General features: G+C 72.4%; 14 protein-coding genes and 1 tRNA gene. 9 read left to right on the top strand and 6 right to left on the bottom strand.

Features of this window, described 5'->3' with window-relative positions:
- From AC6H2I_RS08250 to rpe, 6 genes are all read left to right on the top strand, one after another.
- Window positions 1-2,148: an O-linked N-acetylglucosamine transferase, SPINDLY family protein gene (locus AC6H2I_RS08250; protein WP_497500113.1), complete on the top strand. Its 2,148-nt coding sequence runs from the start codon at window positions 1-3 to the stop codon at window positions 2,146-2,148.
- Window positions 2,149-2,233: 85 nt separating this feature from the next.
- Window positions 2,234-2,785, top strand: a complete 552-nt coding sequence (locus AC6H2I_RS08245; RefSeq protein WP_497500112.1) for a hypothetical protein — start codon at window positions 2,234-2,236, stop codon at window positions 2,783-2,785.
- 236 nt (window positions 2,786-3,021) lie between these two features.
- Entirely contained in the window at window positions 3,022-3,960 is a 939-nt protein-coding gene (locus tag AC6H2I_RS08240; protein WP_497500111.1) for a phosphoribulokinase, read from the top strand.
- Between the two features lie 17 nt (window positions 3,961-3,977).
- Window positions 3,978-6,002, top strand: a complete 2,025-nt coding sequence (tkt, locus tag AC6H2I_RS08235; RefSeq protein WP_497500110.1) for a transketolase — start codon at window positions 3,978-3,980, stop codon at window positions 6,000-6,002.
- 33 nt (window positions 6,003-6,035) lie between these two features.
- Window positions 6,036-7,100: a class II fructose-bisphosphate aldolase gene (fba, locus tag AC6H2I_RS08230; RefSeq protein ID WP_497500109.1), complete on the top strand. Its 1,065-nt coding sequence runs from the start codon at window positions 6,036-6,038 to the stop codon at window positions 7,098-7,100.
- Between the two features lie 167 nt (window positions 7,101-7,267).
- Window positions 7,268-7,924: a ribulose-phosphate 3-epimerase gene (gene rpe, locus AC6H2I_RS08225; protein ID WP_497500108.1), complete on the top strand. Its 657-nt coding sequence runs from the start codon at window positions 7,268-7,270 to the stop codon at window positions 7,922-7,924.
- Here rpe and AC6H2I_RS08220 read toward each other — a convergent pair.
- Window positions 7,872-9,902, bottom strand: a complete 2,031-nt coding sequence (locus tag AC6H2I_RS08220; protein WP_497500107.1) for a sensor histidine kinase — start codon at window positions 9,900-9,902, stop codon at window positions 7,872-7,874. The two genes, rpe and AC6H2I_RS08220, sit on opposite strands and share 53 nt — an antisense overlap.
- Window positions 9,903-10,053: 151 nt before the next feature.
- On the opposite strand from AC6H2I_RS08220, the gene AC6H2I_RS08215 reads away from it, so the two are divergent.
- Entirely contained in the window at window positions 10,054-10,761 is a 708-nt protein-coding gene (locus AC6H2I_RS08215) for a response regulator transcription factor (RefSeq protein WP_497500106.1), read from the top strand.
- A gap of 72 nt (window positions 10,762-10,833) precedes the next feature.
- On the opposite strand, the gene clpX is transcribed toward AC6H2I_RS08215, so the two are convergent.
- The 5 genes from clpX to AC6H2I_RS08190 form a co-directional block, all read right to left on the bottom strand.
- On the bottom strand, window positions 10,834-12,096 hold the full coding sequence (clpX, locus tag AC6H2I_RS08210; RefSeq protein ID WP_497500105.1) for an ATP-dependent Clp protease ATP-binding subunit ClpX: 1,263 nt from the start codon (window positions 12,094-12,096) through the stop codon (window positions 10,834-10,836).
- A gap of 219 nt (window positions 12,097-12,315) precedes the next feature.
- Entirely contained in the window at window positions 12,316-12,948 is a 633-nt protein-coding gene (clpP, locus tag AC6H2I_RS08205) for an ATP-dependent Clp endopeptidase proteolytic subunit ClpP (protein WP_497500104.1), read from the bottom strand.
- A 125-nt stretch (window positions 12,949-13,073) separates the two neighbouring features.
- Window positions 13,074-14,411, bottom strand: coding sequence for a trigger factor (gene tig, locus AC6H2I_RS08200; RefSeq protein ID WP_497500103.1), 1,338 nt, complete (start codon window positions 14,409-14,411; stop codon window positions 13,074-13,076).
- 89 nt (window positions 14,412-14,500) lie between these two features.
- Window positions 14,501-14,585 (bottom strand) — tRNA-Leu (locus AC6H2I_RS08195).
- Window positions 14,586-14,781: 196 nt separating this feature from the next.
- Window positions 14,782-16,338, bottom strand: a complete 1,557-nt coding sequence (locus AC6H2I_RS08190) for a malonyl-CoA decarboxylase (RefSeq protein WP_497500102.1) — start codon at window positions 16,336-16,338, stop codon at window positions 14,782-14,784.
- A 561-nt stretch (window positions 16,339-16,899) separates the two neighbouring features.
- On the opposite strand from AC6H2I_RS08190, the gene AC6H2I_RS08185 reads away from it, so the two are divergent.
- The gene (locus tag AC6H2I_RS08185; protein ID WP_497500101.1) at window positions 16,900-17,106 is read left to right on the top strand and encodes a hypothetical protein; all 207 of its coding nucleotides are present in this window, start codon (window positions 16,900-16,902) and stop codon (window positions 17,104-17,106) included.
- Window positions 17,107-17,171: 65 nt separating this feature from the next.
- Window positions 17,172-17,459, top strand: a complete 288-nt coding sequence (locus AC6H2I_RS08180) for a hypothetical protein (RefSeq protein ID WP_497500100.1) — start codon at window positions 17,172-17,174, stop codon at window positions 17,457-17,459.
- Window positions 17,460-17,464: the final 5 nt, after the last annotated feature.

Genomic DNA, 17,464 nt, shown 5'->3' with positions numbered 1-17,464 from the left:
ATGGCGACGGTGCAGGAGGCGATGGCCGCCGCCTTGGCGCACCACCGGGCGGGCCGCCTGGGCGAGGCGGAGGCCCTGTACCGCGCCGTGCTGGACGCCGTGCCCGGCCACGCCGACGCCCGCCACCTGCTGGGCGTCGCCCATCTCCAGGCCGGGCAGCCCGCCGCCGCCGCCGAGCACATCGCCGCAGCGATCGCCCTCGACCGCGCGGTCGCGGAGTACCACGACAACCTTGGCAGCGCCCTGTCGGCGCTGGGCCGGACCGGGGAGGCGGTGGCGGCGCACCGTCGTGCCGTCACCCTCCGGCGCGACTTCCCCCAGGCGCTGTTCAATCTGGGCAACGCGCTCGACACGCTCGGCCGGCACGGCGAGGCGGTGGAGGCCTTCCGCCGCGCGGTGCGCCTGCGCCCCGGCTACGCCAAGGCCCAGTTCAACCTGGGCAACGCCCTGACCGCGCTGGACCGCCACGACGACGCCGAGGCGGCCTACCGGGCCGCGCTCTCCGCCGACCCCGGGTTCGTCGAAGCGCGGGTGAACCTCGCCGCCAGGCGGCTGGCCCGCGGCGCGCCCGGCGCGGCGGCGGACGCCCTGCGCCAGGCCCTGGCCCTGAAGCCGGACCATGCCAGCGGGTGGGCCAACCTCGCCGCCGTGGAGCCGGCGGCGAGCGCCGTCCCGGTGGCCCGCCGCGCCGCCCTCCTCCAGCCGGCCCTGGCGGAGGCCCGGGTGCGCCTCGGCGACGCGCTGCAGGCGGGCAACCGCCTCGCCGCCGCCGCCGCCGCCTACGCCGCCGCCGCCGCACTGCGGCCCGACCTGGCGGAGGCCTGGTCGAACCTGGCCTTCGTGCGGCAGGGCCAGGGGGCGCTGGACGCGGCCGAGCGGGGCTACCGCCGCGCGCTGGCGGTGCGGCCGGAGCTGGCCGGGGTGAGCTCCAACCTCGCCTACCTCGACCTGTTCCGCGAGGGGGTGACCCTGGAGCGGGTGCTGGACGCGCACCGCGCCTGGGACCGCGCCCACGCCGTGCCGCCGGCCGCCCGGCCCGCCCCGGCCCGGCGGCGCCAGGACGGGGCAGGGCCGCTGGTGGTCGGCATCCTGTCCGGCGATCTCCGCCGCCACCCCGCCGGCCTGTTCGCCGTGCGCGCGGTGGAGGCGCTGCCGGACCACGGCGTCCGCCTCGCCCTCTACGCCAACCAGCGCGAGGCCGACGACATCACCGCCCGCTACCGCGCCGTGGCGGCGCGCTGGCGCGACGTCGCCGCCCTGCCCGACGCGGCGCTGGCCGAGCGCATCCGCGCCGACCGTGTCGACGTCCTGATCGACCTTGCCGGCCACAACGCGCGCGGCCGCCTCGGCGTCTTCGCCCGCCGCGCCGCGCCGCTCCAGGTGGCGTGGGCCGGCTACATGGCGACCACCGGGCTGGCGGCGATGGACGCCCTGGTCGCCGACCGCTTCCACGTGCCCGAGGGCGCGGAGGCGTTCTACAGCGAGCGGGTGCTGCGCATGCCCGATGCCTTCATCGCCTACGACCCGCCCGCGGCCGCCGAGGAGCCGGGGCCGCCGCCCTGCGTGGCCGCCGGCCACGTCACCTTCGGCGCCTTCAACATCCTGACCAAGATGGGGCCGGCGGTGATCGCCGCCTGGGCCGCCCTGCTCACCCGGGTGCCCGGGGCCCGCCTCGTCCTCAAGACCAAGGCGCTGTCCTGCCCGGTCACCGCCGAGACGGTGCGCGGGCGCTTTGCCACCGCCGGGGTCGATCCGGCCCGCCTCACCCTGGTCGGCGCCACCACCAGCCTGGAGCACATGGCCTGGTGCAACCGGGTCGACGTGGCCCTCGACCCGTTTCCCTTCGCCGGCTCCACGACCACCCTGGAGACGTTGTGGATGGGGGTCCCGGTGGTCACCCTGCCGGGCGAGACCTTCTCCAGCCGCCATTCCCTGGCCTTCCTCTCCGTCCTCGGTCTGGAGGGCTGCGTCGCCCGGGACGCGGCCGAGTACGTCGAACTGGCCGCCGCATGGGCGGCGGCGCCCGACCGCCTGGCCCGGCTCCGGACGAGCTTGCGCGGGCGGATGGCGGCCGGCCCCCTGTGCGACGGCGGCCGCCTCGCCGCCGCTCTGGCCGCCGCCCTGCGCGCCGAGGCCGGGCGCCCCTGACGGCCGGGCCGGGGCGGGCCGGGGCGGGCCGGGGCGGGGTGAACTTTCCCCGGCCCGGGCCGTTGACGGGGCCGGAGGTGATCCCATGACCCGCATGAGCATCGAGGAAGCCGAGCGGCGCATCAGCGCCTTCCTGACCGAGGACATGGTGGCCGCCCTGCGCGGCGTCGACGCGGACTCGCCGCCCTTGTCCGACGCCCCGGCGGCGCAGCCGCGGGAGGCGCTGTGCCGCGCCGAGGTGGCGTTCAGCCACGTCCCCGGGACGTCCGACTGCATCTATCGGGTGCGCGCCTTCGACGAGGCGCTGGTGATGAGCCTCCAGCTCAACGTCCGCCGCTTCGTGGCGCTCTACCAGGTGCCGTCGGGCGGGCCGGTCGACAGCCGGACCCTGGCGCCCCACTTCGAGCGCTGGGCCATCGGGGCCGGCCACGCCGGCTGGATGACCGGCTGGCGCGACGGGCTCGACCCGTGGCGGCGCGACCGCCGCGTGGTGGAAACCTACTGCTACGCCTCGCTGCCGCCCGATTTCCTGGACGACCCGCTGGAACAGCTCTACTGGCGCACCGACATCGTCCAGATGACCCGCGCCTTCATGCTGGAGGCCCGCCGCCTCGGCATCGCCCTGGCGCCGCCGTGACCCCGGCCGCCCGCCCGAGCGGCTAGGCTTTCGCCCACCCCAGAGAGTTCCACCCCCTGCCCCGCCGGGCGTTCCGCGCCGACCGCCCCTCCCCTACGCTCGTCCTCATGCAAGGCCCGCCCCGACGGCACCGCGGGCCAGGCGTGACGGACCGGCGCGTCCGGTGCCGTGCCCCCGACTCGACCCCCGCCCCCCGCCCCGGGGGTGGGGGGTTTCGCGACAGGAAGGACGGCGGCATGCCGATCAACCGGGTCAAGGACATCGTCATCCTCGGCATCGTCGGCGACAGCGCGTCCGGCAAGACGACGCTGGCGTCGGGCATCGTCAAGATCCTCGGCGAGGAGCGGGTGACCATCCTCGGCTGCGACGACTATCACCGCTTCTCCCGGCGCGAACGGGCCGCGCGCGACGTCTCCGCCCTCGACCCCGCCGCGAACCACATCGACATCCTCGAGCAGCACCTGAAGCTGCTGCGCCAGGGCCAGCCGGTGCTGAAGCCGGTCTACGACCACCACACCGGAGAGCTGGTCCGGCCGGAATACCTCGAGCCCCGGTCGCTCATCATCGTCGAAGGGCTGCTCGGCTTCACCACCCGGGCGCTGCGCGAGTGCTACGACGTGAAGGTCTACCTGGAGCCGGACGAGGACCTGCGCGTGCGCTGGAAGGTGGCCCGCGACACCGAGCGGCGTGGTTACACCCGGCCGGAGGTGCTGGCCTCGCTGGAGCGGCGACGGGCGGACAGCGAGGCCTTCATCCACCCGCAGCGCGCCTTCGCCGACATCGTCATCGGGTTCCACCCGCCCGAGGAGCGGCCCGAGGAATCCGGCGCCGGCCTCAACGTCCGCCACGCGCTGCGGCCGACCCTGCCCCATCCCGATCTGACGCCGCTGCTGGAATCCGCCCACAGCGGCGGGGTCCACCTGGAGCTGTGCCGGGACGCCGACGGCAAGCCTGTGGACGTGCTGGAGATCGCCGGGACCATCGACCCGCAGCGGGCATGCCGGGTCGAGGACCTGCTGTGGCGTCTGCTGCCCGAGGCGCGGCACCTGCGCCAGAGCATCGGCGAGTTCACCGACGCCGGAAACCGCACGACGACCAGCGCCCCCCTGGGCATCGCCCAACTGCTCGTCGCCTACCACGTGGTCAAGGCCGCCATGGGCGTCCACGCCCTCTGACCTGGAAAGGAGCCGCCATGGACACCACCCTGACCGCCACCGCCCCGGCCACCCGCGACCCCGCGCCGCCGGGTCACGCCGAGATGGCGAACGCCGTGCGGTTCCTCGCCGTCGACGCCATCGAGACGGCGGCCTCCGGGCACCCCGGCCTGCCGATGGGGATGGCCGACGTCGCCACCGTGCTGTTCACCCGGTTCCTGCGCTTCGATCCGGCGGACCCGGCCTGGCCCGACCGCGACCGCTTCGTCCTCTCGGCGGGGCACGGGTCCATGCTGCTCTACGCCCTGACCCATCTCACCGGCTACGCCGACATGGGGCTCGACGACCTCCGGGCCTTTCGCCAGCTCGGCAGCCGGACCCCCGGGCATCCGGAACACGGCCACACCCAGGGCGTCGAGACGACCACCGGCCCGCTCGGCCAGGGCCTGGCCAACGCCGTCGGCATGGCCCTGGCCGAGCGCATGATGCAGGCGCGCTTCGGCGCCGGCGTGGTCGACCACCACACCTACGTGATCGCCGGCGACGGGTGCCTGATGGAGGGGTTGAGCCAGGAGGCGATCACCCTCGCCGGCCATCTGCGGCTGGGCAAGCTGGTGCTGCTGTGGGACGACAACGGCATCACCATCGACGGCGCCACCTCGGTCGCCACGTCCGACGACCAGGTGATGCGCTTCACGGCGGCGGGCTGGAACACGGCGCGGGTGGACGGCCACGACGCCGCCGCGGTGGCCGCCGCCATCGCCGCGGTGCGGGGCGCCGACCGGCCGACCCTGATCGCCTGCCGGACCGTGATCGGCTACGGCGCGCCCACCAAAGCGGCGACGGAGAAGGTGCACGGGGCGCCGCTCGGACCCGAGGAGACGGCCGGTGCCCGCGCCTCCCTGAACTGGCCGCACCCGCCCTTCGTGGTGCCGGCTCCGGTGCTGGAGGCCTGGCGGGCCGCCGGCCGGCGCGGCGCCGCCGACCGCGCCGCCTGGGCGGACCGGCTGGCCCGCCTCGACCCGGCGCGGCGCGAGGCCTTCGCGCGCACCACCGCCGGGCGGCTGCCCGAGGGCTGGCAGGGCGCGGTCAGCGCCTTCAAGGCGCGCACCAGCGCCGCGGCGCCCAAGGTCGCCACCCGCAAGGCGTCCCAGGACGTGCTGGAGGCGCTGACCGTGGCCATCCCCGAACTGGTGGGCGGCTCCGCCGACCTCACCCATTCCAACCTGACCCGCACCCGGGCCACCCTGCCGGTGACCGCGGACGACTTCGCCGGACGCCACATCCACTACGGCATCCGCGAGTTCGCCATGGCGGCGGCCATGAACGGGATGGCCCTGCATGGCGGGCTGATCCCCTACGGCGGCACCTTCCTGGTGTTCAGCGACTACATGCGCAACGCGATCCGCATGTCGGCGCTGATGGGGCTCCGCGTGGTCTACGTCCTCACCCATGACAGCATCGGCCTGGGCGAGGACGGGCCCACCCACCAGCCGGTCGAGCACCTCGCCATGCTCCGCGCCACCCCGAACCTGCAGGTCTTCCGCCCGGCCGACGCGGTGGAGACGGCGGAGTGCTGGCAGCTCGCCCTGGAGACCACCACGGGGCCCAGCGTGCTGGCCCTGTCGCGCCAGGGCTTGGCGACCCTGCGCACCACCCACACCGACGAGAACCTCTCGGCCCGCGGCGCCTACGTGCTGGCCGAGGCCGAGGGCGGCCCGCGCCGTGCCACCGTGCTGGCGACGGGCTCCGAGGTTGAGATCGCCTGCCAGGCCCGCGCCGCCCTGCAGGCCGACGGCGTGCCGACGGCCGTGGTCTCCATGCCGAGCTGGGAGCGCTTCGCCAGCCAGCCCGCCGAGCACCGCCGCGCGGTGCTGGGCCCCGGCACCGTCCGGGTGGCGGTGGAGGCGCTGGCCACCTTCGGCTGGGAGCGCTGGGTCGGCGAGGACGGCGCGGTCATCGGCATGACCGGCTTCGGCGCCTCGGCCCCGGCCGACCAGCTCTACCGGCACTTCGGCATCACCGCCGAGGCGGTGGCCGACGCCGTCCGCGTCCGGCTCTGACACCCAAGAAAGAACACAGGGAGACACGCGACCATGGCCCTCATCACCCTGCGCCAGCTCCTCGACCACGCCGCCGAGCACGGCTACGGCGTCCCCGCCTTCAACGTCAACAACATGGAGCAGGTTCTGGCGATCATGGCGGCGGCGCGGGCGACGGACAGCCCGGTCATCCTCCAGGCCAGCCGCGGGGCGCGCGGCTACGCCGGTGACCGCATGCTGCGCAAGCTGGTCGAGGGGGCCGTGGAGATGTTCCCGGAGATCCCCGTGTGCCTGCACCAGGATCACGGCAACGACATCGACACCTGCCTCAGCGCCGTCACCAACGGGTTCACCTCGGTGATGATGGACGGATCCCTGCTGCCCGACGCCAAGACGCCGGCCAGCTACGACCACAACGTGACCATCACCCACCGGGTCACCGAGATGGCCCACATGGTCGGCGTCTCGGTGGAGGGCGAGCTGGGCTGCCTCGGCTCGCTGGAGACCGGCCATGGCGCGGCCGAGGACGGCCACGGCTTCGAGGGGGTGCTGGACCGCGAGGCCCTGCTGACCGACCCCGACCAGGCGGCGGCGTTCGTCTCGCTGACCCGGGTCGACGCGCTCGCCATCGCCATGGGGACCTCGCACGGGGCCTACAAGTTTTCGCGCAAGCCGACCGGCGACATCCTCGCCATGGACGTGGTCCGCCGCATCCACGAGCGGCTGCCCGACACCCATCTGGTGATGCACGGCTCCTCCTCGGTCCCCCAGGAGCTGCAGGACCTCATCAACGACCACGGCGGCGCGATGCCGCAGACCTTCGGCGTGCCGGTGGAGGAGATCGTCGAGGGCATCCGCTTCGGCGTGCGCAAGGTGAACATCGACACCGACTGCCGGATGGCCATCACCGGTCAGTTCCGCAAGATCGCGGCGCAGGCGCCCGCGGAGTTCGATCCGCGCGCCTTCCTGAAGCCCGCCATGGCCGCCATGCAGCGCCTGTGCGCGGAACGCTACGAGCAATTCGGCACCGCCGGCAACGCCAGCAGGATCACGGTGATCCCGCTGGAGGCGATGGCGAAGCGCTACAAGTCCGGCGCGCTGGACCCTCAGGTCCGCTGAGCGCGCCTTCCCGGGTCGACGGCGCGGCAGCGCCGGCGACGTGCGTCCGTGGGGTGCCTCCCTGGGTGGGGGCGCTTCTGACTGCCCCCTCTCTCCCTTCCCTTTCGGGAGAGAGGGGGGCTTTTCGCCACGGCGTGCGCCGCGAGCCCCGCCGGAGGACCTGACCCATGCGACCGATCAAGATCGCCCCGTCCATCCTGTCCGCCGATTTCGCCACGCTGGGCGAGGAGGTGCGCGCCATCGACGCGGCCGGCGCGGACTACATCCACATCGACGTGATGGACGGCCATTACGTCCCCAACATCACCATCGGCCCGGCCGTGGTGAAGGCGCTGCGCCCCCATTCCGCCCGGGTCTTCGACGTCCACCTGATGATCGCCCCGGTCGACCCCTACGTGCCCGACTTCGTCAGGGCCGGCGCCGACATCGTCACCGTCCACGCCGAGGCCGGGCCGCACCTGCACCGCACCGTCCAGCTGGTCAAGAGCCTCGGCGTCAAGGCCGGGGTCTCGCTCAACCCGGCGACGCCGCTCGCCGCGCTCGACCATGTGCTGGAGGAGCTGGACCTGGTGCTGATCATGACGGTGAACCCCGGCTTCGGCGGCCAGAGCTTCATCGCCTCGCAGCTGCCCAAGATCCGCGAGCTGCGCCGGCGCATCGACGCCCTGGGCCGGCCGATCGACCTCCAGGTGGACGGCGGCATCAACGCCGACACCGCCCGCCTCGCCATCGAGGCCGGCGCCGACGTGCTGGTCGCCGGCACCGCGACCTTCACCGGCGGGCCGCAGCGCTATCGGGAGAACATGGCGCGCCTGCGCGGCTGAGAACGCGCGGGCCCGGCGCGGCGTCGGCGGGAAGCTCCACCACGAACTCGGTGCCACCGCCGGCGCGGTCGGCGAAGGCGAGCGCCCCCCCGTGCTTCGTCACGATCGAGCGGGCGAGATAGAGGCCGAGGCCGGTTCCCGGCACCGCCGTCACGTTGGAGGCCCGGAAGTACCGGGTGAACAGCTTCTCCCGGTCCCGCAGGGGAACGCCGCGCCCGCGGTCGCGGACGGCGACCCGCAGGCCGCCCGCCGCCGAGGCGACCTCGACCTCCACCGCGGCCGAGGGGGGTGAGTACTTCGCGGCGTTGTCGACGAGGGCGTTGAACACCATGCGCAGCAACTCCAGGTCGCCGGTCACGGTGGCCGGCGGGTCGACGATGCGCACCCGCACGGCGCGGCCGTGCAGCAGGCGGTGGTGCTGCGCGACCTCCTCCACCAGCGCCGCCGGATCGAAGGCGCCGACGTGAAGGACCAGCCCGGCCTCGTCCAGCCGGTCCTCCGCGAAGCAGGCCTCGATCAGGGTCAGCAGGCGGCCCACATTGGCCCGGATGTTGTCGAGACGGCGCTGCGCGTCGGCCGCGACCGGCGCGATCAGCAGCGGCAGGACCTGCGCCGCGCCGTCGATCACCGCGAGCGGAGTCTTGAACTCGTGGGCGGCCATCCGGATGAACTGCCGCAGGCGCTGGCGCGCCGTCTGCTCGGCGACCAGGGCCTCCTCGGTGCGCAGGTTGGCGTCAACGAGCTGGCGGGTGCGCTGCGCGACCAGGGTCGCCAGGCGGAACCGGATCTGGTCGGCCACCGCCAGCGCGAAGCCCAGCAGCAGCGTCGCCATCGCGATGTTGAAGAGATGCGGGACCAGGTCGCGCCACGGCAGGGCCGCCGGCGCCCAACGGTTGAACGCCACGAGGTGGAGGCTGTTGAGCAGGAGGAAGGGCACCATCGCGAGGATCAGCGTGCCGCGCTCGCGCCGGCCGGGGCCGCGCTGGAACGCCATCAGCCACACCGACACCGCCGACACGAAGAAGAAGCTGAGGCTCAGCACCGTGATCAGGCGGTAGGGCAGGACCAGCATGGTCGCCACGTTGCCGACGCTCATCAGGACGACGACCCGCCACAGGCCGCGGTAGAGCGCCGGGCGGCGGTCGTCGAAGCCGAGGTAGGCGGCGGTGAACAGGGGCAGGCAGTGCAGGCCGATGATCGCGCCGGACTCGATGATCCACCAGTCGATGTTGCCGCCCCAGGACAGCCAGTAGGTGCGGTTGAGCCCCGAGCCGTAGAGCGCGGTGATCGCCACCCCCAGCGCCGTTCCGAAGGCGTAGCCGTAGAGGCGGTTGTGCAGCAGCAGCCAATGGACGCCGAACAGGAACAGCATGCTCGCGATCGAGCCGACCAGGGGAGCCTGGATGCGCAGCATTCCGGATTCGTGGCGCTCCTGCGCCAGGGCGCTGCGCACCACCGGGGCGATGACCAGGGTAAAGCGGGACTGGATGCGCAGGTAGAGGGTCACCGCCCGGCCGGCGAACGGCGTCAGGTCGGCGGCGTACTGAAGGGTGCCGGCCGGCACGGGATCCATGCTCAGCCCGCGCGCGGCGTGCATCAGCAGGCGCCCCTCGCCGTCCAGGACATAGATGTCGGCGCGTTCGATCAGCAGCGTCTGGATCGCCAGCCGCCAGCCCTCGGCGGCGCGCACGCCGGTCAGGTCGAGGCGGGCCCGTCCCCACACGGCACCGGTGCTCTGGCCGAAGGATTGCGGGCCCTCGCTCAGTGGCCGGAACGCCGCCGTGCCACCCCGCTCCGCGGCGACCGCGTCGAGGTCCAGGGCGCCGCCGGGGTCGACCAGGACGTCGAGGACGGGCGCCAGGTCGAGGGTGCCGTCACCGACGGGCGTCGCCACCCCACCCGCCTGGGCCCCCGGGATGCCGGCGGCCGCCACCGCGAGCCACGCGCCGAGGCAGAGGGCGCGGAGGTGGCGCGTCACCGCGCCGCGTCCGGCACGGGAGCCCGCGTCCGGCCCGGCGGGCCCCCCGTTGCAATGCGTTCCAGAAGCATGGGACAACCGCTTTGACGAGACGCTGGGGAACGGCGATAGTGCAGCCATACCACCAATGTCGGATGATGAGCAAAGAGCCATGGCGCGGGTCGTCGTCGTCGAGGATGAAGCGGCGCTGCGGGAGGACGTTGCGCTGTACCTCCACTCCGAGGGCCACGAGGTGCACCAGGCCGAAAGCGGCACCGACCTCGAGCCGCTGCTGAGCGGCGACGGCGACATCGTGATTCTGGACGTCAACCTGCCCGGCGAAAGCGGATTCGACATCGCAGCCCGCCTGCGCGCCCGGTCCACTCTCGGCATCGTCATGCTCACCGCGCGCCGGCTCGAGGACGACCGCCTCGCCGGGCTCGACGCCGGCGCCGACATCTACCTGTCCAAGCCGGTGAGCTTCCGCGAGCTCGCCGCCCATGTCCGGGCCCTGGCACGGCGGCTGGCCCGGGAGCGGGCGGTGCCGGGCGGTGCGCCCCAGTGGCTCCTCGACTGCCGGTCGTGGCGGCTCATCGCCCCGGGCGGTGTCCCCATTCCCTTGTCCCGGTTGGAAATGCGCTTCCTCGCCAGCCTTGCCGACCATCCCGAGGAGCCGGTCGCCCGCAACCATCTGATCACCGCGGTGTATGGAACCACCCTCGACCACGACAGCCGCGCCCTCGACGCGCTGGTCCGCCGCCTGAAGGGCAAGGTCGACCGGGTGGGGGGCGTGCCGCTGCCGGTGCAGGCGCTCTACGCCGCGGGGTATGTCTTCGCCGCGCCGATGGGCACCACCCCCGGTTCCGGCGCACCGGCTTGAGGGCGGGGGCGCCCGGCGCAAAAAAAGGGCGCCTTGCGGCGCCCTTTCGTTTGTCCCGGTGACGGCCCCGGCTTACGCGCCGGGCGCCTCGCTTCGTCGGTCGGAGTGGACGTAGAGCGGCTTGGCGCGCCCCTCCACCACCTCCTTGTTGATGACGATGCTCTCCACCCCGGACAGCCCGGGCAGGTCGAACATGGGGTCGAGAAGGATCGCCTCCATGATCGAGCGCAGGCCGCGCGCCCCGGTCTTGCGGGCGATCGCCTTGGAGGCGATGTTCTTCAGCGCGTCCTCGGAGAAGTCGAGGCGCACGTCCTCCATCTCGAACAGGCGCTGGTACTGTTTGACGAGGGCGTTCTTGGGCTTGGTGAGGATCTCCACCAGGGCCTCGCTGTCGAGGTCGGCCAGGGTGGCGACCACCGGCAGGCGGCCGACGAACTCCGGGATCAGGCCGAACTTCAGCAGATCCTCGGGCTCGACCTGGCGCAGGATGTCGCCGGTCGACCGCTCCTCGGGGCTGCGCACGTCGGCGCCGAAGCCGATCGAGGTGCCCTTGCCGCGCTGGGCGATGATCTTCTCCAGCCCGGCGAAGGCGCCGCCGCAGATGAAGAGGATGTTGGTGGTGTCGACCTGCAGGAACTCCTGCTGGGGGTGCTTGCGGCCGCCCTGCGGCGGCACCGAGGCGACGGTGCCCTCCATGATCTTCAGGAGCGCCTGCTGCACGCCCTCGCCCGACACGTCGCGGGTGATCGACGGGTTGTCGGACTTGCGCGAGATCTTGTCGACCTCGTCGATGTAGACGATGCCGCGCTGCGCCCGTTCGACGTTGTAGTCGGCCGACTGGAGCAGCTTGAGGATGATGTTCTCGACGTCCTCGCCGACGTAGCCCGCCTCGGTCAACGTGGTGGCGTCGGCCATGGTGAACGGAACGTCGATGATGCGCGCCAGCGTCTGGGCCAGCAACGTCTTGCCGCAGCCGGTGGGGCCGACCAGCAGGATGTTGGACTTCGCCAGCTCGACGTCGTTGTGCTTGGTTCCATGCGACAGGCGCTTGTAGTGGTTGTGGACAGCCACCGAAAGCACGCGCTTGGCGTGGTCCTGACCGATCACGTAGTCATCGAGCACGGTGTGGATGTCGCGCGGCGTCGGCACCCCGTCCCGCGACTTCACGAGGGTGGTCTTGTTCTCCTCGCGAATGATGTCCATGCACAGCTCGACGCATTCATCGCAGATGAACACGGTCGGACCGGCAATCAGCTTGCGGACCTCGTGCTGGCTCTTGCCGCAAAAGGAGCAGTAGAGCGTATTCTTCGAATCGCCGCTGCTGGACTTGGTCATCGGTACTCCGTCATGCTCCCGGGGGACAAACCTGCGGTTTCCATACAGCTGCCGGTCCGAGCGACGTCCCCCGCCGCCTTCCATTCCGTGCATCCCGCACCCGCTCCGAGCGGGCATCGACCGGGATGCGGTCACCGTAGCGCGCCCGAAGCGTGCTTTTCAACAACAGGCGCGCTGCGGCGTTCAACATTTTGTGGGAGCGCCCCCCGACAGGGGGCCTCAGGCCCCCTGGTCGTCGCCGCTCCGCGGCCGGCTCTCGACCACCTCGTCGATCAGGCCGAAGGCCTTGGCCTCCTCGGGCGACAGGAAGGTGTCGCGTTCCATGTTGGCCTCGATCGTGTCCATGGTCTGGCCGGTGTGCTTCACGAAGATCTGGTTGAGCCGCTCGCGCAGCTTCAGGATCTCGCGGGCCTGGATCTCGATGTCCGCCGCCTGGCCCTGGGCACCGCCCGAGGGCTGGTGGATCATGATGCGGCTGTTGGGCAGCGAGAAGCGCTTGCCGGGCGCACCGGCGGCCAGCAGCAGCGCCCCCATGGACGCCGCCTGGCCGATGCACACGGTCGACACCTGCGGGCGGATGTACTGCATGGTGTCGTAGATCGCCAGGCCGGCCGACACGTAGCCGCCCGGCGAGTTGATGTAGAAGGAGATGTCCTTGCTCGGATTCTCCGACTCCAGGAACAGCAGCTGGGCGCAGATCAGGCTGGCGACTGCGTCGTTGATGCCGCCGATCACGAAGACGATCCGCTCCTTCAGGAGGCGCGAGTAGATGTCGTAGGCGCGCTCACCCCGGTTGGTCTGCTCGATGACCATCGGGACGAGAGCGTTCATCTGGGGCTCAAAATTGTTCATGTTTTCTGACCCTGACCTCTGCCTCTGCCTTGCGTGGCATGCCCACGGGATGGGCGTCCCCATCTATATAGGAACGAAAGGGGCGACCGTCAGGCCGCCCGCTCGTCGGCGCGGCGCCGTCCGCCTCAGGCGGCCGCCGCCTCCTCCTCGTCCGGGTCGCGCAGCAGCTCCTCGACCGTCACGGAGCGCTCGTTGACCGTGGCCAGTTCGAGGATGAAGTCGACGACCTTGTCCTCGAACAGCGGCGCGCGGAGGTTCTCCACCGCCTGCGGGTTCTTCTGGAAGAACTCGAACACCTGGCGCTCCTGGCCCGGCCAGCGGCGCGCCTCGGTGATCAGGGCGCGGTTCAGCTCGTCCTGGGACACCTGCACGTCGTTGCGCCGGCCGACCTCGGAGAGCAGCAGGCCCAGGCGCACCCGGCGCTCGGCGATGGCGTGGTACTCGGCCTTGAGCTCCTCCTCGGGCTTGTCCTGGTCCTCGCCCGCGGTGCCCTTCTTCAGCTCCTCCTGGAGGCGCTGCCAGATGGCGTTGAACTCGATCTCGACCATGCCCGGCGGCACGTCGAAGGAGTGGCGCTCGGCCAGCTTGTCGAGGAGCTGGCGCTTCACCCGCTGGCGCGACACGCCGGCGTAGTCGCCCTTCAGCTTCTCGCGGACGGACTCCTTCAGCTTGTCGAGGCTGTCGAGGCCGAACTCCTTGGCCATCTCGTCGTCCAGGACGGCCGGAACCTTCTCGCGCAGCTCCTTCACGTCGACCTCGAACACGGCCTCCTTGCCGGCCAGTTCGGCGGCGCCGTAGTCCTCCGGGAAGCTGACGGTCACGGTGCGGTGCTCGCCGACCTTGGCGCCGACCAGCTGCTCCTCGTAGCCGGGGATGAACTGGTTGGAGCCGAGCTCGAGCTCGAAATCCTTGGCGTCCATGCCGGGGCGGGCCTCGCCGTCGACGGTGCCGGCGAAGTCGATCACCACCACGTCGCCGTTCGCCGCCGCCCGGTCGTCGGTCACCGGGGCGCTGGTCGAGCGCGACGACGCGATGCGCTGCAGCGTCTCCTCGACCTGGGCCTCGTCGACCTCGGCCACCGGCCGCTCCAGCTCCAGCGTCGACAGGTCGCCGGGCTCGATGTCGGGCAGCAGCTCGACCGTCATGGTGTAGCCGAGGTCGCCGCCCTCCTCGTACTTGTCCAGCTCGATCTTCGGCTGCATGGCGACGCGCAGGCCGCGCTCGTCGAGCGCCTGGCGGGAGCTGTCGCCGACCGCCTCCTCGAGCACTTCGCGCAGCACGGAGCCGCCGTAGCGCTTCTTGACCACCGACACCGGCACCTTGCCAGGGCGGAAGCCGGGAAGTTGCACCTGCTGGCGCACCTCTTCGAGCCGGAGGTTGACCTTCTCGTCGATGTCCTTGGCGGACACGACGACCTTGAACTCGCGCTTCAGGCCGTCGGTGCTGGTTTCGGTAATCTGCATTGGAGCGGAAGCCTGTTTCGTTGTCGGCCCGGCGGCGCCCCCTGGGAACGGCCCGGAACCGCGGTCTGCGATCGATTCAAACACTGCCGTGGTGCGGGCGAAGGGACTCGAACCCCCACGACCGAAGTCACCGGAACCTAAATCCGGCGCGTCTACCAGTTCCGCCACGCCCGCCTCGGCCGTGACGGCGCAAGCCCGGCCATCGCCCGGGCCCGACCGCCAGCGTGAAGCGGTCTATAGCATAACGGTTTCCCGGCAAACACCCAAAATGGCCACGCCCCGGCGCCGCGCCCGGGCGCCGCCGGGGTCGCGCCGAGGCCGGCCGGGGCGTGGGCCGCGCCTCCGGCGACCATCACCCCGTTGCCACCCCTTACCCCTGGGCGCCCTTGGCCAGGGAGCGCAGCGCCGACGACGCCGTGACCCGCCCCTCGCCGGTGTAGGCCTCGTGGTTGGACTCGATGTCGCCCAGCCGGTAGCGGTAGTTGATCATCAGGCCGCAGGACTGGGCGATGCCCTTGGCCGAGCGGTCGCCCATCCAGTTCAGCCGCTCCATCCGCGCCCCGTTGGACAGATGGAAGTGGGCCACGGGATCCCGCGCGCGGGGCCGGCCGCCGTCGCGCGACGGGCCCGGCACGGCCGTCAGGTAATGGGCGCACAGCCGGGTCAACGGCGGCTTCACCGCCTTGCACAGCGCCTCGTCGTCGGGCCATCCGGGCAACGCCAGGGCGGCCGCCAGGGCGCCGGCCGGCGGCGCGGTGAGTCCAGCGTCGCTCTCCCCGCCGCTTTCGCGGCTGTCCCGTTCGGCCCACCCGTCGGACAGGCGCTCGGCGATGCGCTCGGCCTCGCTCCCGCTCAGCACCGCGTCGCCGCGCGCCGCCAGCTCCCCGTCGAGCCAGCGGCGGAAACCCGGGATCGGCGACAGGGTGGCGAAGGTCTTGAGGTTGGGGAACTCGGCGGTCAGCTCGTCGGCCACGCGCTTGATGAGGAAGTTGCCGAAGCTGATTCCGGCGAGCCCCTTCTGGGCGTTGGAGATGGAGTAGAAGATGGCGGCGTCGGCGGATTTCGGGTCGCACACCGGGGCGGACGGGTCGAGCAGCGCCTGGACGTTGTCGGACATCCCCGCCACCAGGGCGACCTCGACGAAGATCAGCGGCTCGTTGGGCATGCGCGGGTGGAAGAAGGCGAAGCACCGGCGGTCGCTGTCCAGCCGGTCCTTGAGATCCTGCCAGCTCCGGATCTCGTGGACCGCCTCGTAGGCGATCAGCTTCTCGAGAAGCGACGCCGGGCTGTCCCAGGTGATCCGCCGCATCTCCAGGAAGCCGACGTCGAACCAGCGGCGCAGCAGGCTCTTGAGATCGTCCTCCAGGGCCTGCAGCAGCGGCTCCCCGGGCGCCATGCCGAGCAGCTCGGCACGCCGGTCCACCAGGAACTTGACGCCCTCGGGCAGGCCGTTGAACTGGGTCAGCAGGGTCAGGCGCGGCGGTTCCAGCGCGGCGCGCAGGGCCCGCTCCGCGCGGCCGCGCGCCACCGGGTCCTCGGCGGCGTGGAACGCCTGCACGGCGGCGTCGACGGTCGCCCGGTCGACGTCGAAGTCGCGGGCCAGCACCATCAGGAAGTTGCGCCGTCCCTCGGCGTCGAGCGCCAGGTAGGTGCGGCCGAGCTGCGCCGCCCGCGCCCGCGCCGACACCTCGCCGCCGCGCGATTCCAGGCAGGCCTGCATCTGCGCCCTCAGGCGCTCGGCGTCCTCCTTGGGCAGGTGGGGGCGCGGCGCCGCGCCGACCGCCACGCGCGCCGACGCCGCGATGTCGCGCCAGCGCGCCCACAGGCTCTCCCAGGCGCGGTCGAGAAGGCCGGCCGCCGCCTCGTCGCCCGACGGCGGCGGCGGACCGGCGGGTGGCGGGGCCACCGGAGAAGTGCGGTCGTCCATGGCCGGGACTCTGCGCTTTGCCGCCGGTGCGGGCAAGTGCCAAGCACACCGCCCAGCCGTGCGATCCCCGCCGCACCGCCGGCCGCCGCCGGCACCGCCCAGTATCCCCGCCCGCGACGCCCGGCGCCCGGCGGACGGCCGTCGGAAGGACCTGGCCTCGAGAAATACCCCGCACCCGGAGCGCCTATTTCTTTTGCGCCCGATGCAAAACCCCTCGCCATGGATCATACTTCGGCAGGTCCGGGTGTGGTGGCGCGTGAATTTTTGCTTGCCGGTACTTCGGACCTAGGACTTTGGTCGAAGCCCTTTTAGCGAGAGAGATAGTGCACGTCAAAGTAGATATCGAAGTAGGTAGTGCCTTGCGATGAATGCAGCCGCGGCCGCCGGACGCTATGATGCAACGGTCGGCTGCACCGCACCGGCCCCCCCGCTCCGGCCCCCCGCTCCGGCCCACAGCCGCGGGACGCCGGCGGCAGCGGACGAAACGAGGAATGGACGCCCGCCGCGAACGCGGGCGGACCGGGGGGGACGAACCCCTCCGCACACACAGGGAGAAGCACGATGGCGAGCCACACCTTTCACGCGCTGCCCGGCCCGGCGCTGTCCGGTCCGGCAATGGTCGAGCATTTGCTCGACGACCCCATCCTCGACCTTCTGCTCGCCCGTGACGGGCTGAGCCGGGCGGATGTGCGCGTCGTCATCGCCGCGGCGCGTGCCGGGCGGGCCCGGGCGGCGGCGGCCCCCTGTGCCCTCGCTCGCGCCGCCTGATGGCGCCGGCGCCCCCCTTCCCGTTCCTTGCACCCCGCGGCACACGCCGCGGAAGGAGCCGTGTCGTGCCACTCCACAGCGATCCCGCGACCTTCTCCATCACCGCCCTCCTGGCCGACCAGGTGACGCTCATCGCCCGTCACGAGGGGGTTCCGCCGGGGGCGGCTCGGCTCCTCTTCGACCGGCTGGCGGCCACCCCGGAGGGGCGCCATCGTCTCCTGCGCATCTTCGAGCGCGAACAGCGCCGCGAGCCCGACCCGCGTGAGATCGCCAAGATCGCCCAGGTGCGGGCCCACACCGCGGGCTGGTTCGCCACCGACGACGGGGCGCCGGGGACGCGCGCCGCGGCCTGACCGCG

This window comes from Azospirillum sp. NS33 (assembly GCF_059703765.1).
The sequence above is the reverse complement of the archived record's forward strand: the minus strand, read 5'-3'. Positions and strand labels throughout refer to the sequence as shown.

Excerpts from the sequence above, each read along its gene's own strand:
- AC6H2I_RS08250 (WP_497500113.1), top strand. The coding sequence starts at position 1 with ATGGCGACGGTGCAGGAGGCGATGGCCGCCGCCTTGGCGCACCACCGG.
- AC6H2I_RS08245 (WP_497500112.1), top strand. The coding sequence starts at position 2,234 with ATGACCCGCATGAGCATCGAGGAAGCCGAGCGGCGCATCAGCGCCTTC.
- AC6H2I_RS08240 (WP_497500111.1), top strand. The coding sequence starts at position 3,022 with ATGCCGATCAACCGGGTCAAGGACATCGTCATCCTCGGCATCGTCGGC.
- tkt (WP_497500110.1), top strand. The coding sequence starts at position 3,978 with ATGGACACCACCCTGACCGCCACCGCCCCGGCCACCCGCGACCCCGCG.
- fba (WP_497500109.1), top strand. The coding sequence starts at position 6,036 with ATGGCCCTCATCACCCTGCGCCAGCTCCTCGACCACGCCGCCGAGCAC.
- rpe (WP_497500108.1), top strand. The coding sequence starts at position 7,268 with ATGCGACCGATCAAGATCGCCCCGTCCATCCTGTCCGCCGATTTCGCC.
- AC6H2I_RS08215 (WP_497500106.1), top strand. The coding sequence starts at position 10,054 with ATGGCGCGGGTCGTCGTCGTCGAGGATGAAGCGGCGCTGCGGGAGGAC.
- clpX (WP_497500105.1), bottom strand. The coding sequence starts at position 12,096 with ATGACCAAGTCCAGCAGCGGCGATTCGAAGAATACGCTCTACTGCTCC.
- clpP (WP_497500104.1), bottom strand. The coding sequence starts at position 12,948 with ATGAACAATTTTGAGCCCCAGATGAACGCTCTCGTCCCGATGGTCATC.
- tig (WP_497500103.1), bottom strand. The coding sequence starts at position 14,411 with ATGCAGATTACCGAAACCAGCACCGACGGCCTGAAGCGCGAGTTCAAG.
- AC6H2I_RS08190 (WP_497500102.1), bottom strand. The coding sequence starts at position 16,338 with ATGGACGACCGCACTTCTCCGGTGGCCCCGCCACCCGCCGGTCCGCCG.
- AC6H2I_RS08185 (WP_497500101.1), top strand. The coding sequence starts at position 16,900 with ATGGCGAGCCACACCTTTCACGCGCTGCCCGGCCCGGCGCTGTCCGGT.